Raw genomic sequence first — 16,680 nt, forward strand, 5'->3', positions numbered from 1 at the left:
ATAGAAATTTAAAAGTAAACATTAAAGAAAGGGAAAACAATGAAGATTAAGATTGAAAAATAAAGAGAGAATAGAGAAATTTTATAATTATAAATCTGGTGGCAACCCTACCAGCAAAGCTCCGGCACATCATAGATCTACTACCGTTGCTACCTTCCGGTCCTGGCGGGGTTCATAGAGTACAATTGCGAAGTAACCGGCAGGGCTACCATTACAGGAACAGAGTATAGAGATTTTTATTGAAGTTGCAAGGGCTGTATTTCAAATTTTCGGCATAAGCTATCCGTTTGATTATTTTAAAAACAATATGCCCCAAGATGCTGATTTTTTAATATTCTTCACAATTAATTCATGAATATCGAAATTCACATGATCTTTGTAAAACCTTGTTGCAATTTCTAAAAATGCCGTTTTAAATGTGAAGCTATAAACGGGTTATCTCTTTTAGAATAAATGAGCTGCGGATACATAATCTCGCCAAGAATCATGGAACTTATATGATGTTTAAGAAACAGGTATTGTGTGCCCTCACTGCACTCTGTACAACCTCTCTTTTTGCTGCGATTCCTATCGAATCACGTGGACTCAGCCAAGGTGCTCAATCAAATAATATCAGCACTCAATCTGCCATTGCGACAGGCGCAGATGCACCTCAGACCAATACCAGCTGGCAGCTTATGCAAAAAAACCAGCAGCTTGAAAATGATCTACGCAGTTTACGTGGAAAAATCGAAGAACAAGAAAATGAGATCGAGAGATTAAAGAGCGAATTAACCAACCGCTATGCCGATCTGGATCAACGTCTGGAACTATTGCAGCAAAAAATTGAACCTGCTGAAGATACCTCCGCGGAGGATAACCAACAGGATATTTCTCCCAGTTTAAGCTCTAATGCTCCAGTAGCCACTAATCAGGCATCTACAACGCAACAGCCGAGTGAGCAGGAAAAAGCGGCTTATACCATTGCACTGGATGCCTATAAAAATGGTGGTGCAGCTAAAGCCATTGCACCCATGCAGAATTTTATCAAGAATAATCCGAATAGTGTCTATATCAGCAATGCTCACTTCTGGTTAGCTGAGTTTAACCTGTCCATTGACCCACCGAATTTTAATGAAGCAAAGAAGAATTATCTGATCGTGGTTGACCGCTATCCGAATTCTGCAAAAGCCTCTACTGCCCTTTATCAGCTTTATAATATTAGTAAGGATGTAGAAAAGAACGCTACTCTTGCTTCACAATATAAAGCGAAACTACTCAAGAATTATCCGAAAGCTGAAGAAGTTAAATTTTTGAAGTAAATAAAAAGTCCCATAAAAAAGACACCACGAAGGTGTCTTTTTTAATTTTACTTTCATTTCTATAACTTAACGCACAATGCCACGCTTGGATTGTTCGAGTGAATCAATCAGACGTTGTGCTTCAGAAACTTCTGGAAGAATCTCGTTACGGATTTTCTCAATAGCTTCCTGAGTCGTTAAACCAGATTTGTAAATCAACTTAAAGGACTCACGTAAACCGTTAATTACGTCTTTCGACCAGCCTTTACGACGCATGCCTTCAACATTCATGGCAAATGCATGTGCCGGATTACCCGATACCATCACATAGGCAGGAACATCTTTCAGAATCAGTGAAGCGCCCCCAATCATGCTGTAAGAGTCAATTTTACAGAACTGGTGAATACCTGAGTTACCACCAATCACGACATAATCGCCTACGTGTACGTGACCCGCCACACCAACATTATTTGCGAAAATATTATGATCACCAACCATACAGTCATGTGCAATATGGGTATTTACCATTAACAGGTTATGACTGCCAATCTTGGTAATACCTTTATCCTGAACCGTACCGCGGTGCAGACTGCAGTGTTCACGAATCTTGTTATAATCACCAATTTCCAGCCAGGTTTCCTCACCTGCATATTTCAGATCCTGGCAGACTTCACCGACGCTGGCGAACTGAAAAATTTCATTATGTTCACCAATACGTGTGAAACCACCTACCACGACATGTGAATGCAGTTTGGTACCAGCACCAATCGTGACATTTGGCCCAATAATACAGTAAGGGCCAATCTGTACATCTGCAGCAATTACTGCAGATGCGTCAATGATGGCAGTTGGATGAATTAGGGGATTATTGCTCATGCCTGCTCGACTTTCAGATGGGAAACCATAATTTCCGCGGTTGTTGCGACAATGCCATCTACTGTGGCAATACAATTATATTTATAAATGCCACGTTTTTGCATCACTAATTCAGATTTAAGTACTAATTGGTCGCCAGCAACCACTTGTTTTTTAAATCGAACCTTTTCAGCGCCAGCAAAAAGGAATAATGAACCTTCTTTTGGAGTTTCATTATTCATGACAAAACCAAGAATACCTGAGATCTGTGCTAATGCCTCTACGATCAATACACCTGGCATGATTGGATAGTTCGGAAAATGCCCCTGTAGAAACTCTTCATTAATTGAGACGTTCTTATAACCAACAATGCCATTTTCGGTAATATCGACAACGCGATCAACCAGCAGAAATGGATAGCGATGGGGCAAATATTCACGAATCTTTTGAATATTCATTGGCAATTCAGGCTTCGTGAATGTAGGCAAATTCGACTCTGTCATCATAATTATTTACGCAACTTAAATGTTGATTCAATGGACTCAATTTGAGATTGCATATGATCCAATCGTTTCACCAACTGGGTCAATGGCACATCTGCTAATTGTCTTAAGCGAACCACTGTGCGTTTCCATTGCTGATTTGGCAACAATCCCATGCCTGAAGAATAAGTACCTTCTTCAGTAATGTTATTTGTCACCATTGACATTCCTGTCAAGGTCACATTATCGGTGATATGTAGGTGTCCTGCTACCCCACAGGCCCCTGCGAGAATACAGTTTTTGCCAATTGTGGTACTACCGGCAATCCCGCATTTGGCTGCGATCGCAGTGTTTTCACCAATCTTGACGTTATGGGCGATTTGCACAAGATTATCAATAATGACACCTTGTTCCAGAATTGTGTCATCCAGTGCACCCCGGTCAATACTACAGTTTGAGCCGATCCGGACATCATCTGCAATACGGACTGAACCCAACTGGACAATTCGATGCCATTTCCCTTGATAAGGTGCAAACCCAAAACCTTCACTACCAATTACGGTATTGGCATGGATCCGAACACGATTACCGATTTTTGTAGCACCTGTTAAAGTCACATGTGCATCAATAAAACAGTCCCGACCAATTTCAACCTGGTCATCGATCTGAACGTGTGACTGGATAATCGTATTTTCACCCACCACACAATTCTCACCAATAACGGCATAGTGGCCAATATAGGCACTGTCAGCAATGATGGCAGATGGATGAATTTGTGCGGTACTTTCAATTCCCTGAATCGTATGTTTTTTCTCAAAAACGTGAGTCAGAATTGCAAAAGCCAGATAAGGATTGGCTACGACAATGAAGTTCTGCTGGGAAGTTAGCTGCTCTTTTAATTCAGCAGTCACAATTAAAGCGCCCGCCTTACTCTGAGTTGCCTGTTCCAGATATTTATCTGCATTGACAAATGCAAGGTCATGAGAGGTTGCATTTTCAAGACTTGCCAAACCTCTCAAACATAAATCTGCCTGACCTACATACTCACCTTGGACAAGACGAGCGAGGTCAGCTAACTGAAGTTTTTGATGATTCATCGATTATTTAATTGCATTAACCTTTTGAATCATTTTATCAGTTAAATCATACTTCGCGTCATAAGCAAGTACGGAATTTTTATTTAAAACCACATCTAGCTTGTTTTCTTGGCGTAATTGTTCAGCAGCACGCTTCAAATTTCCTTCAAAAGCCTTATTTACACTTTGCATACGCGTTTGCACGGTTGCCTGTACCTGTTGCTGCACCCCTGCCAGTTGAGTCGCTTTGCCTTCAAATTCTTTGGCTATTTTTTCACGTTCTGCTGGTGTTTTTGCAGCCTGACCTTTTTGCTTGATTGCAGCAAGGTCTTTTTGAAACTGTGCAATCTGTGCGGTTTGCGGCTTGATTTCATTTTCCAGAGTGGCATTTTGCTGCTTTAAATAGGTACTGTTTTGTACCACTTTTTCCAGATCAACAATTCCGTAATCATCCGCATGTGACAATGAAGTTAATCCCGCTAAAGCAATACCCATTGCCATCATCATTTTTTTCATGTTTTTACCCATTCAAAAAATTTTGCTCACAAAACCTGATGGCTTCATGAGCAAAATTTATATTTAAGATCAAAGTTTTCTTAGAAAGTACGTCCAATTTCAAACTGAACATTTTGAGTTTCATCACCGTCTTTATCATTCAACGGGTATGCATAGCTCAGTGATAATGGACCAATCATGGTAATCCAGGTGAAACCAGCACCTACGCTATAACGCATATTGCCTGCATCGAAACCAAAGTTATCTTTACAGTACTGTTTACCACTAATCGAGCTGCCATTCACGAAAATATTATCATTAGATACATCACACTGAGTATCAAATACTTGAGCACCTTCAGCAAAAAGTACCGGACGAACCTGACGCGCCCAATCTCCCTTAAATGGAACAGGCAGAACTAACTCAGTACCAAACTGAACTAAAGCATTACCGCCCACTTCTTCTGGGGATGGATCAGTTCGGCCGATGTCAGAGAAATATACGCCTGGATATTTAGGACCTAAGGTACTGTTTTCATAACCACGTACCGAACCATAACCACCGGCATAGAAGTTCTTATAGAAAGGCAGATCATTACCATAGCCTAAACGGCCATAACCACGCAGAACAAAGTCTTTGCCTAATGGGAAGAAAGCCTGTGCGTCATAGGTGAGCTTTTGATATTCCACATCACTACCTGGCAAGGCAATTTCTGCATTGACACGATGTGACATACCTGTAGTCGGGAACATTGGACGGTTCAAGGTATTATAAGACCAGCCCAGATTCAGGTTATAGGTCAAGAAATCGCCTTTAAACTCTTGACCATATGAAATAGTATCAAGTGGAGCACCATTTGCATCTACACAGTTGCCTGTTGCAGATTCAACCTGACCTGGACAGAAGTCACCACGCTTGGTTTCTTTACCACCATTACGTTCCAAATAGTCAGCCACATATGTAGATACATATGGCCCTGTGGTCACTTCAGTCTGGTCTATATTCAGACCCAGGCTTACACTCTGGTTCTCATCAATTGGATAACCAAAGTTAATACCACCACCCAAGCTGTCTGTAACATAGTTATTTACGTTATAGTCATCATCCAGCTTTGTTTTACGGTAGTAAAGATTATAACCGCGACGTACACCATCAATCGTGAAGTACGGGTCCATTACACTCAAGTTATAATAATCTTGAGTTTCAGAACGTGACAGATCAATCGAAACGCTGTTCCCTGTACCCAGGAAGTTAGTCTGACTTAATCCAGCCTGGAACGTTACACCACCACTTTGAGAGAAACCAACAGCTAGAGTACTTGTACCTGAATGCTGTTCTTCAACTGCCACATTCAAATCAATTTGATCCGGTGATCCTGGAATACGAACAGGTTTGATATCGACTGTTTTAAAGAAACCAGTACGTTCTAAACGCACTTTAGACAGGTCAATCTTCTCATTGCTTGCCAGCGCACTTTCCATCTGGCGCATTTCACGACGCAATACTTCATCGGCAGTTTTAGAGTTACCTGTGAAGTTGATCCGACGTACAGTCACTTGCTGACCCGGATTAATATAGTAGTTCAGGTCAACCTGTTTAGTTTCGTTATTGATTTGAGGTACAACATTTACTTCAGCATAGTAATAACCAGCATTACCATATTTACGTAGCAATAGCTGCTTGACCGCATTCACTCGTTCCTGAGAGTAGGTATCACCTTCTTTATACAACTGCAAAGCTTGTAGCTCTTCAGGTTTATAAAGCGCATCGCCCAGGAATTTGGTTTGTCCAAACTTAAACTGTTCGCCTTCATTCACTGAAACTTCAATAAAGACATTCTTTTTATCTTCACTCAGGTTCAGACTTGAATTGGTAATATTGAAGTTGATGTAACCACGGTTCAGATACATCGCACGTAAAGCTTCCAGGCTCGCAGCCATTTTTTCACGTGCATAACGGTCATTACGCGAAATGACCGAGCTCCAGCCACTTTCTTTAACAGCGAATGCCTGTTTGATATCTGATTCTTTAAAAACAGTATTACCGATAATATTGATATCAAAAACTTTAGCGGCTTTACCTTCAACAAAATCAATCAGCACTTCAACGCGGTTATTTGGTCGCGGTGTCGTTGTTACCGTAATATCGGCATCATAACGACCTTGCTGCATATATTGCTGTTCCAGCTCGGTTTCGACTGTTTGCAGTGCAGATTTCTTCAGCACCTCACCTTCAGCCAGACCCATTTTTTTCAGGCCTTCTTCCAGTGCTTCCTTTGGAATCAGCTTATTGCCTTTCAACTCAATTTTCGAAATTACCGGACGTTCTACGACCTGGAATACCAAAGTATTGCCCTGTTGAACGGCTTTAATGTCATCAAATAGTCCAGATGCATACAAACTACGAATCGCATTGGCAATAATCGGATCATTCACCCGGTCACCACTGTTGATTGGCACCAAGCCGTACACATTTTCTGGAGTTAAACGTACCAATCCATCAAATTTTATATCTTGTACAATGAAGTCTTCTGCCGCATATACTTGTTGTGCTACTGCCATTGCACTAACGAGTGCCAAAGGCATAAATAAATGTGTGTGCTGCATGCCAGTCTTTTCCGCTGTTAATTATTCCATTTACGTTATTATAAACGCATAAAGTCATTAAATAATGCCAAAAGCATCATACTGCCGAGCAGTACCATACCAATTTTTAATCCAATCAATTGTATTTGTTCAGAAACAGGTTTACCACGAATTAATTCGATAAAATAATAAACCAGGTGTCCGCCATCAAGCATTGGGATTGGCAATAAGTTTAATATCCCTAAACTTACACTCATTAGCGCCATAAAGGAAATAAAAGTTTCCCAACCCATTTCCGCGCTTTGTCCTGCCACTTTGGCAATGGTAATCGGGCCAGAAAGATTATCCAGACCAATCAGACCACGTACCATTTTGACGATCGAGTTCAGAATCATTGAAGACAGATGTGCTGTCTTGTCAAAGGCCATCACCATCGCCTCAACAGGCGTATAGTGAATCGTCTGTTTATATTCAGCAGGAATTGTCACCTTGCCCGGATCGCTTTGAACTCCGAGCATACCGGTTACATTCCCCATATTGTCACGTTTGCCTTGCGGCATGACCTGAAGATGCACGACCTGATTACCACGTAATACATCTATCTTAAGTAATTTTTCTGGTGATGCCTGTACCACTTGTACCACATCGAACCAGTCTTTCATCTGTACACCATCAATCGCCAGAATCTTGTCACCTTCTTTAAGCCCCTGACGAATGGCTGCACCATCTTCACTCAGTTTGCTCACCACAGCCGGAATTTCCGGACGATATGGCAAGAAACCTAATGTATCAAGGGGTGACTGACTTTGATCTTTAAGAAAGTCTTGAATTGGTAACTGGAATATCTTGTTTTCACCCGCACGGTCTGCCTGAATCGAGACCACACCAGTTTCACCCACACGATCCACCAAGGCATAACTCAGTTTTTCCCAAGTTTCGACTTGTGTACCATCTACAGCAACAATCTTGTCGCCCGGCTGCATCTGTACCTCGGCTGCAGGTGTGTTTGGTAAAACCTTACCTACACGAGTATTCAGCTGTTCCTGTGCAGGTAAAAAAAGTACCCAAAACAGGACAACAGCTAAAAGCAGGTTAATGAGAGGACCCGCAGCAACGATGGCAATACGTTTCCAGGGATGCTGACGGTTAAAGGCTTTAGGCAAGTCTTCTTCTGCCACACTGCCTTCACGCTCGTCCAGCATTTTGACATAACCACCCAAAGGCAAAGCTGAAAGCTGATATTGGATACCGGATTTTTTGGAAGTCCACTTTAGAAGGGTTGGTCCAAAACCAATGGAATAGACCAGTACTTTAACGCCCAGTTTACGTGCCACAATGTAGTGACCAAACTCGTGAATCGCAATTAAGGGACCGAGTAATAGGATTGCGGCTGCAATAATAAACAAGGCGTTCATGTCTTAACTTCCTTTATTCACAACATATTGCTGTGATAAACCTCGTGCTGTGTGATCTGCATGCAGGATAGTATCCAGATCGTGTGCTGGTTGATTGTCCATCTGGTTCAGGACAGTTTCAACCACCTGAGGAATTTGGGTAAATCTGATTTGCTGATTTAAAAATGCAGCAACTGCAATTTCATTGGCCGCATTCAAAATTGTAGGCGCAATTCCACCACTCTTCATGGCTTGACGCGCTAATTTCAGTGCCGGAAAACGAACCACATCCGGTTCCTGGAAATTCAGTTGTGAATGCTTAACCAAATCCAGAGCCGGGATATGGGTACTGATCCGTTGTGGCCATGCCAAAGCATGTGCAATTGGCGTGCCCATATCCGGGTTGCCCATTTGTGCCAATGTTGACCCGTCCACATATTGCACCATGGAATGAATAATACTCTGTGGATGCACAACAACTGTAACAAATTGTTCTTGAACTGCAAACAAATGACACGCTTCGATAAGTTCCAGTCCCTTATTCATTAAAGTAGCGGAATCTACGGAAATCTTTTGCCCCATTGACCAGTTAGGATGTTTGCAGGCTTGAGCAGGTGTCACATCATGCAATTGTTCAAGCGAATGGTTCAGGAATGGACCGCCAGAAGCAGTCAGTAAAATCTGATGAACACCGAGCTTAGGTTGACCATTACGTTCGGCATCAAAGTAGTTTTGAGGCAGGCACTGGAAAATTGCATTATGTTCAGAGTCGACAGGCAATAATAATGCACCATAATCTCGCGCGGCTTGCATCATGATGTCGCCGGACATGACCAAGGCTTCTTTATTGGCCAACAGGACACGCTTACCCGCTTTGACTGCAGCCAATGTAGGAAGCAGGCCTGCCGCCCCGACTATTGCTGCCATCACAATATCAACATCAGCATGCTCTGCGACTGAAATTAAGCCCGCTTCATCCTGAAGAATTTCGATATCTGATAAGCCCTGCACTTGTAGCAACTGAGAAAGCTCATCGACCTTATTTGCAGGCACTACAGCCACTTTAGGACGGTACTGCCGACAGATTTCCGCCAGCTCAGTAATACGACTTTGCGCTGTCACAGCGAAAACCGAGTAAGCTTCAGGATGTTGCTGCAAAATTTTTAAAGTACTTTGACCAATTGAACCTGTAGCACCCAGTATACAAACAGCTTGTGACATTTATAAATCTACGCCAATAAGTTTTAAAACATATATGCCTGTTGCAAAGATAGGAGCTGCAGCAAGCAAAGAATCAATACGATCTAGTACACCACCATGACCCGGCAAAATACGGCCCGAATCCTTGATTCCAGCACGACGCTTAATCATGGATTCAAACAGGTCACCTAGCACTGAACTAAACACAGTAATAACAGAAAGGATCAGGAACAGACATAGCTCTGGCCAGGTCATATCCAGATAAAGTGAAGCGACGACAACCACGATGAGCATGGAGGTAAGAATACCGCCGTATAGACCTTCTAGCGACTTGTTTGGGCTGACATTTGGTGCGAGTTTTTTCTTGCCGAATTTGCGTCCAACAAAGTAAGCGCCACTGTCTGCACCCCAAACCAGCAGGAACAGGTACATTAACCACCATGGAGAGTTTAGCCAAACCGAGAAGATTGCTGTAACAGCAGCAGAAACCAGCACAATCCCGATGCCATGCAAGCTGACATTGTACCAGCCATCATAATCAGGATAGGTTTTAACCCAGTAAATACTCAGCAACCAGGTCAGGATAGATGCTGACCACAATAATAAGGCCACATCCCAATAGTATAAAGCCAGTGCAGATAAGGCTGCAGTCAGTAGACCATAGCCCCACGCCACTGGCTTGATTACATTTTTACATTTTCGCGGCATGAGTTTAAACCACTCATAGCCTGCCACCCCGGCAGCCACAACCATCAATGCGAACATTGGATATTGTGATTTGGTCGCAAACATACAGCTCAGTACGACTGCAACCAGCACCAATGCGGTTATAATCCGCTCAAACATGTGTATTAATTCTCAAGTCTTTCTTGAAGAATCTGCTCTGATGTTTTACCGAAACGACGTTCGCGCCCGCCAAATACAGCAAGTGCGTCATCGAATTCCTCTACGGTAAATTCTGGCCATAAGGTCTCAGTAAAATACAGCTCTGCATATGCTGCCTGCCAGAGCAGGAAATTGGACAGGCGGAAATCTCCACCGGTACGAATCAGCAGATCAACAGGCGGCAAGTCACTCAAACTGACATATTGACCGAACACATCAGTATCAATTGCTTCAAGATCTAATTTATTTGTTAAAACATCCGCAGCAATCTGCTTTGCAGCTTGTGCCATGTCCCACATTCCACCATAGCTGATTGCAATAGTAAGCGTCATACTATCGAAATTAGCAGTCCTTTGTTCTGCTTGCAACATCAATGCTTGCAGTTCAGGAGATAAACGCGACCGATCACCAATAAAACGTAAAGCAATATTAAATTTTTGCATACGTGGCAACTGTTCATGAATCGTGTCTTCCAACAACTTCATGAGCAAGTCGACCTCATATTGGGGACGGTTCCAGTTTTCGCTGGAGAATGCAAAGACCGTTAAAGCCTGGATATTTCTTTTTCTACAATGTTCAACAATCGGGTCTAGAACCGTTTTTCCTTCACGGTGTCCATCGCCTTTCTGCATCTGATTTTTTTTGGCAAAACGATTGTTGCCATCCATGATGATGGCAACATGTTTTGGAAGACGGGAATTTTCTTCAGAAGCGGTCATTGATGAATTAGACCTTCATCAATTCAGCTTCTTTCGCAGCCAAGCGTTTGTCTACTTCAGCAACAAATTTGTCTGTGATTTTCTGAATTTCGTCAGATGCACGACGTTCATCATCTTCAGAAATTTCTTTTTCTTTCAACAATGCTTTGATGTCACCTAAAACATCACGACGGATGTTACGGATCGCAACTTTGGCATTTTCAGCTTCGTTACGTGCAACTTTCTGCATGTCACGACGAGTTTCTTCAGTCAACGCTGCCATTGGTACACGGATCGCGTCAGCAGTAATCGGGTTCAAGCCAAGATCAGACTCACGGATCGCCTTATCAATTGCAGCAACCATTGAACGTTCAAACGGTTGAACCAGCAATGTACGTGAATCTTCCACGCCTACGTTGGCAACCTGGTTCAATGGCACATCAGAGCCGTAGTAAGGAACCATGACACCGTTCAAAATCGATGGATGCGCACGTCCGGTACGAACTTTTGCGAAACCATGTTCTAACGAGTCAAGAGACTTGTTCATACGCTCTTCTGCGTCTTTTTTAAGATCGTTAATCATATGATCTTCCTTACTTAATTCTTAAAAGATGTATTTACTAAATTAGGAGGTAGTATAAAGGGCTTTGTAGCTCACGTCATTAATTGGTGACGTGAGTTCCTTCTTTTTCACCCATCACCACTGAAAGCAATGCGCCAGATTTGTTCATGTCAAATACTTGAAGTGGCACATTGTGGTCACGACATAAGCAGATCGCGGTTAAATCCATGACGCCCAACTTCTCGTCCAGCACCTGATCAAATGTCAAAGTATCGTATTTCACGGCATCTTCGTATTTGCTTGGATCTTTATTGTAAACCCCATCCACCTTAGTAGCTTTCAGGATCAGGTCAGATTCAATCTCGATACCACGCAAACAAGCTGCTGTATCCGTAGTAAAGAACGGATTACCTGTACCCGCAACAAATACGCACACTTCACCTTGAGTCAGATGACGGATGGCATCGCGACTAGAATAAGATTCAACCACTGCACCAATCGGCAATGCAGACATCAAACGGGTTTTGATATTACGGCGCACCAAAGCATCGCGTAATGCCAGACCGTTCATGACAGTTGCCAGCATACCCATCTGGTCACCGGTTACACGACCAACAAGACCGTCTTTTTGCAACTGGCTACCACGGTACAGGTTACCACCGCCAACTACGATACCGACTTGTACACCCAAACCCACGAGATGCGCAATAGAAAGTGACATCTGATCGAGCACTTGTGCATCGATACCCATGTCCTTGTTTCCTGCCAGTGCTTCACCAGATAGCTTTAGCAGGATGCGACCAAATCGTGGCTTTTTAGAATCCAACATCTCAAACTCCAAATTATTTAATATAAATTCTTTTAATTCAAAATCTTAAGCAGACTTGATTGAGATCAGCTTGGCAAATAAATCATATTCATCTGCATCAGTGATTTCGACTTCAAGCAAATCCCCTGCCTTAATCACACTTTTGTCGATATCTTCAACAAAAACATTACCATCAATTTCAGGCGCATCCGCATATGAGCGTGCTACAGCAACCGGGAATTCTTCTTCCAGGTCATCGACTAGCACCGTCATTTTCTGGCCAATACGTTTTTGTAGCTTCGCTGCTGAAATTTCCTGCTGAACCTGCATGAAACGTTCATAACGTTCTTGCTTGATCTCTTCAGGCACATGATCTGGAAGATCGTTCGCTGTCGCACCTTCAACTGGTGAATAAGTAAAACAGCCCACGCGATCCAGTTGTGCTTCTTTCAGCCAGTCCAGAAGCATCTGGAAATCTTCTTCCGTTTCGCCCGGGAAACCCACCACAAATGTAGAACGGATGACTAGGTCAGGACATTTCTCACGCCAAACTTTTAAACGCTCCAGTGTATTTTCACTGTGAGCAGGTCGTTTCATCAGCTTCAGGATTCTTGGGCTGGCATGCTGGAATGGAATATCCAGATAAGGCAGGATTTTGCCTTGCGCCATCAAATCGATTACGGCATCTACGTGTGGATATGGATAAACATAGTGCAGACGCACCCAGATGCCCAATTGACCCAATGCTTCACACATGTCATAGAATTTAGTTTTAACTGGCTGGCCGTTCCAGAAATCCAGTTTGTATTTGGTGTCAACGCCATAAGCAGAAGTATCTTGGGAGATCACGAGTACTTCTTTGACACCTGAACGTTTCAGTGCTGCAGCTTCTTCAAGCACAGAACCGACTGGACGGGAAACCAGATCACCACGCATGCTTGGAATGATGCAGAAGGTACAACGGTGGTTACAGCCTTCTGATATTTTCAGGTATGCATAATGTTTAGGGGTTAAACGGATACCCTGCTCAGGCACCAGATCAATAAATGGATTGTGTTTTGGCGGTTCAGGAACATACTCATGTACCGCATCCATCACTTCTTCATATGCTGCTGCACCTGTCACTTTTAGGACATTCGGGTGCATTTGGCGAATTTTATCTTCGTCTTTTCCTAGACAACCTGTTACGATGACACGACCATTCGCGCTCATCGCTTCACCGATGGCATCTAAAGACTCTTGTACTGCAGATTCAATAAAACCACAGGTATTTACTACTACTAAATCAGCACCGTCATAATCCGATGCGACATCATAACCTTCAGTCTTTAACTGAGTTAAAATTCGTTCAGAATCTACCAATGCCTTAGGACAACCTAAAGATACAAAACCGACTTTGGGGGACTTCATGAATCTGCGCTCCACTAGAATGCGCGTATTGTATGTCTTTTCGCATCATAAAAATAGTTGAAATGGCCACTCTTTGCATCACGCACTAAAATAACGCCATAAAATATTCAATATAAAAGCTTATGCACCAAAATGAATCATTTTAGGTTTACAGCCTCAATTTAATCCGTTATACCTGAGTTTGATTGGGCATCCCCGTCAGATTTCGTGCATTTTTCAGCAAAATTTTAACAAGAGTTCTAAAGTTGGCGTGCATCTTGCTTAATTTGCCTCAAATCTGAACTTTGAAATTGTTATTTTGCTTTATGAAGATGCCATTGCGCCATTTTAATACAGGAAAACCACCGCTAATGGATCAGCCTCTTTCCATCGACTATCGCCTTTTGGTGGACAATCTGACCACTGCCATTATGCTGGTTGATAGCCACCTGAATATTTATTACTTAAATACGGCCTGCGAGGCCATGTTTGATGTCAGCCTGTTACGCGCATCAGGCACGCCGGTATTAAATATACTGCAAGCACCGACAGATGAATTCAACACTGAAGAATCTCTATATAACACGCTGCACACAGGCCAACCTTATACTCGCCGTGAGGCGACGATCATTGTCAATTTTAAAGACATTCATGTGGACTATACGGTTTCCCTGCTCAATGCGGGCAAGCCAAATCATCCTTTATTGTTAATCGAGCTGAATCAGCGTGATCGTATGCTGAAAATCTCACGTGAAGAAAACTATATCCAGCAGCACCAGGTTGCGCGCCAATTAATTCGTGGCGTGGCACATGAAATTAAAAATCCACTTGGTGGTATTCGTGGTGCAACCCAGCTTCTGGCACGTAGCCTTGAAGATCCAAAATATAAAGAGTTCACTGACATTATTATTAGTGAAGTGGATCGCCTGAGAAATCTGGCAGATAGCATGCTCGGTTCACGCCAGTTACCAAGCTATGAAATGGTCAATGTACATGAACCATTAGAACGCGTCCGCTCACTGATTGTGAATCAGACTAAAAAGAAAATAAAAATTACTCGGGACTATGATCTGTCCCTACCGGAAGTTCTGGCAGATCGCGATCAGCTCATTCAGGTCATGCTAAATATCTGCGTAAATGCCGTTCAGGCGATGACAGAAAACAAGGATTTCTTTGTCGAGCATCAACCGGAACTTATTTTAAGAACCCGAATTCAGCGGCTTTATACCATTAGTGGTGTGATTCACCGATCTGTGGTTCGAATCGACATTGAAGATAATGGCCCTGGTGTTCCAGACGATATTATCGAAGCCGTGTTCTATCCACTGGTGACCAGCCGTGCCAAAGGTACCGGACTAGGTCTCAGCATTGCTCAAAATATTATGCATCAACATAACGGAATGATTGAATGCCAGTCAGTTCCAGGAAAAACCGTATTTAGCTTATTTTTACCTTGGGAGTCAGATCATGTCGCGAAATAAAATATGGGTGATTGATGACGATCGTGCCATGCGTTGGGTACTAGAAAAAACATTTAAAGAAGAAGGTTTCGACGTTACTAGTTTTGAAGAAGCCCAGTCAGCACTTGATCAGTTGGGTGTCGATGCACCTGATGTGATCCTGACCGATATCCGTATGCCGGGTATTGACGGTTTGACCTTTTTAGGCAAGGTGAAAAATACCAATCCTGATTTGCCGGTTATTATTATGACGGCGCATTCAGATCTGGAATCTGCGGTATCCAGTTATCAAACGGGTGCTTTTGAATACCTGCCAAAACCATTTGATATTGATGAAGCATTGGCACTGGTCAATCGTGCAATTTTACATATCACTAAATTACAGCAGCAAGAATCTGCCAAATCTGCACCAACCATTCAATCGACTGAGATCATTGGTGAATCGCCAGCAATGCAGGAAGTGTTCCGTGCGATTGGTCGTTTGTCTCAATCACATATTACCGTATTGATTAATGGTGAATCTGGTACAGGTAAAGAACTGGTTGCGCATGCCTTGCATCGCCATTCACCACGTAGCAATAAACCGTTTATTGCACTAAACATGGCCGCGATTCCGAAAGACCTGATTGAGACTGAATTGTTTGGTCATGAAAAAGGCGCTTTTACCGGTGCAAATACGCAACGTCAGGGCCGTTTTGAACAGGCCAACGGCGGTACGCTGTTCCTGGATGAAATTGGTGACATGCCATTTGAAACACAAACGCGTTTATTACGTGTCCTAGCTGATGGGGAATTCTATCGTGTTGGTGGTCACATTCCGGTTAAAGTTGATGTACGTATTGTGGCTGCAACGCATCAGGACCTGGAAAAGCTGGTACATGATGGTCGCTTCCGTGAAGACTTGTATCACCGTCTAAACGTGATTCGTATTCATATACCTAAACTGGCACATCGCTCTGAAGATATTCCGATGTTGGCGCAGCACTTCCTGGCGCGTGCAGGTAAAGAATTAGGCGTTAATCCTAAAATCTTACGTCCTGAAACTCAGGAATATATGCAGAAGCTGCCTTGGCAAGGGAACGTTCGTCAGCTTGAAAATACCTGTCGCTGGCTCACAGTGATGATCACAGGCCGTGAAGTTTATCCAGAAGATCTGCCACCTGAATTAAAACAGATTCCAATTCAGCAGCAAGACCCGGGTGCTCCAATTCCAAACCCGAATCAGATTGCGCCGCATCACTGGGATGAATTACTGGGTCAATGGGCAATCCAGAAACTGAAAAACGGCGAAATGAAGCTGTTAGATGTGGCTACACCAATGTTTGAACGCACACTCATTAATGCTGCACTACAACAAACCCGTGGTCGTAAGCGTCATGCAGCCGAACTATTAGGTTGGGGGCGTAATACCCTCACCCGTAAGTTGAAAGAACTCGGCATGGACAGTGCGGAGGATGATGAAGTCGAAGAAGTCGAAGGCCAAGCCTGAAATTAAAAAAGCACCCTTGGGT

15 protein-coding genes and 1 other RNA gene are annotated in these 16,680 nt (G+C 43.0%); 3 read left to right on the top strand and 13 right to left on the bottom strand.

Annotation, left to right across the window (positions count from 1 at the left end):
• Positions 1-105 precede the first annotated feature (105 nt).
• An RNA gene (gene ffs, locus FTU03_RS02680) (signal recognition particle sRNA small type) lies at positions 106-202 on the bottom strand.
• A gap of 295 nt (positions 203-497) precedes the next feature.
• On the opposite strand from ffs, the gene FTU03_RS02685 reads away from it, so the two are divergent.
• Positions 498-1,301, top strand: coding sequence for a YbgF trimerization domain-containing protein (locus FTU03_RS02685; RefSeq protein ID WP_179992313.1), 804 nt, complete (start codon positions 498-500; stop codon positions 1,299-1,301).
• Between the two features lie 66 nt (positions 1,302-1,367).
• Here FTU03_RS02685 and lpxA read toward each other — a convergent pair whose 3' ends face one another.
• From lpxA to rimO, 12 genes are all read right to left on the bottom strand, one after another.
• Positions 1,368-2,156, bottom strand: coding sequence for an acyl-ACP--UDP-N-acetylglucosamine O-acyltransferase (lpxA, locus tag FTU03_RS02690; RefSeq protein WP_004786156.1), 789 nt, complete (start codon positions 2,154-2,156; stop codon positions 1,368-1,370).
• A complete protein-coding gene (fabZ, locus tag FTU03_RS02695; RefSeq protein WP_171064833.1) occupies positions 2,153-2,638 on the bottom strand; it encodes a 3-hydroxyacyl-ACP dehydratase FabZ in 486 nt (161 codons plus the stop codon). Before fabZ ends, lpxA begins: the two co-directional genes overlap by 4 nt.
• A 5-nt stretch (positions 2,639-2,643) precedes the next feature.
• Entirely contained in the window at positions 2,644-3,714 is a 1,071-nt protein-coding gene (gene lpxD / locus FTU03_RS02700; RefSeq protein ID WP_179992312.1) for a UDP-3-O-(3-hydroxymyristoyl)glucosamine N-acyltransferase, read from the bottom strand.
• 3 nt (positions 3,715-3,717) lie between these two features.
• A complete protein-coding gene (locus FTU03_RS02705; protein WP_213064459.1) occupies positions 3,718-4,209 on the bottom strand; it encodes an OmpH family outer membrane protein in 492 nt (163 codons plus the stop codon).
• 80 nt (positions 4,210-4,289) lie between these two features.
• Positions 4,290-6,794: an outer membrane protein assembly factor BamA gene (gene bamA, locus FTU03_RS02710; RefSeq protein ID WP_179992311.1), complete on the bottom strand. Its 2,505-nt coding sequence runs from the start codon at positions 6,792-6,794 to the stop codon at positions 4,290-4,292.
• A 38-nt stretch (positions 6,795-6,832) separates the two neighbouring features.
• Positions 6,833-8,188, bottom strand: a complete 1,356-nt coding sequence (gene rseP / locus FTU03_RS02715; RefSeq protein WP_179992310.1) for an RIP metalloprotease RseP — start codon at positions 8,186-8,188, stop codon at positions 6,833-6,835.
• Positions 8,189-8,191: 3 nt separating this feature from the next.
• Positions 8,192-9,388 carry a 1-deoxy-D-xylulose-5-phosphate reductoisomerase gene (gene ispC, locus FTU03_RS02720; protein ID WP_179992309.1) on the bottom strand — a complete coding sequence of 399 codons (1,197 nt, stop codon included), beginning with the start codon at positions 9,386-9,388 and terminating at the stop codon, positions 8,192-8,194.
• Positions 9,389-10,213, bottom strand: a complete 825-nt coding sequence (locus tag FTU03_RS02725) for a phosphatidate cytidylyltransferase (RefSeq protein ID WP_179992308.1) — start codon at positions 10,211-10,213, stop codon at positions 9,389-9,391.
• A 5-nt stretch (positions 10,214-10,218) separates the two neighbouring features.
• Positions 10,219-10,971 (bottom strand): polyprenyl diphosphate synthase, encoded by a 753-nt coding sequence (gene uppS / locus FTU03_RS02730; protein WP_179992307.1) that lies wholly within the window; start codon positions 10,969-10,971, stop codon positions 10,219-10,221.
• 7 nt (positions 10,972-10,978) lie between these two features.
• A complete protein-coding gene (gene frr / locus FTU03_RS02735; protein ID WP_005235283.1) occupies positions 10,979-11,533 on the bottom strand; it encodes a ribosome recycling factor in 555 nt (184 codons plus the stop codon).
• Positions 11,534-11,612: 79 nt separating this feature from the next.
• A complete protein-coding gene (pyrH, locus tag FTU03_RS02740; RefSeq protein WP_004786170.1) occupies positions 11,613-12,341 on the bottom strand; it encodes a UMP kinase in 729 nt (242 codons plus the stop codon).
• Between the two features lie 45 nt (positions 12,342-12,386).
• Positions 12,387-13,730, bottom strand: coding sequence for a 30S ribosomal protein S12 methylthiotransferase RimO (gene rimO, locus FTU03_RS02745; RefSeq protein ID WP_004786172.1), 1,344 nt, complete (start codon positions 13,728-13,730; stop codon positions 12,387-12,389).
• A gap of 350 nt (positions 13,731-14,080) precedes the next feature.
• Between rimO and glnL the strand changes: the two genes are divergently transcribed.
• Both glnL and glnG read left to right on the top strand, forming a co-directional pair.
• The gene (gene glnL / locus FTU03_RS02750; RefSeq protein ID WP_125278343.1) at positions 14,081-15,190 is read left to right on the top strand and encodes a nitrogen regulation protein NR(II); all 1,110 of its coding nucleotides are present in this window, start codon (positions 14,081-14,083) and stop codon (positions 15,188-15,190) included.
• Entirely contained in the window at positions 15,177-16,658 is a 1,482-nt protein-coding gene (glnG, locus tag FTU03_RS02755; RefSeq protein ID WP_034702648.1) for a nitrogen regulation protein NR(I), read from the top strand. Before glnL ends, glnG begins: the two co-directional genes overlap by 14 nt.
• Positions 16,659-16,680: the final 22 nt, after the last annotated feature.

It is taken from the genome of Acinetobacter sp. YH12046, assembly GCF_013419905.1.
Taxonomy (GTDB): domain Bacteria; phylum Pseudomonadota; class Gammaproteobacteria; order Pseudomonadales; family Moraxellaceae; genus Acinetobacter.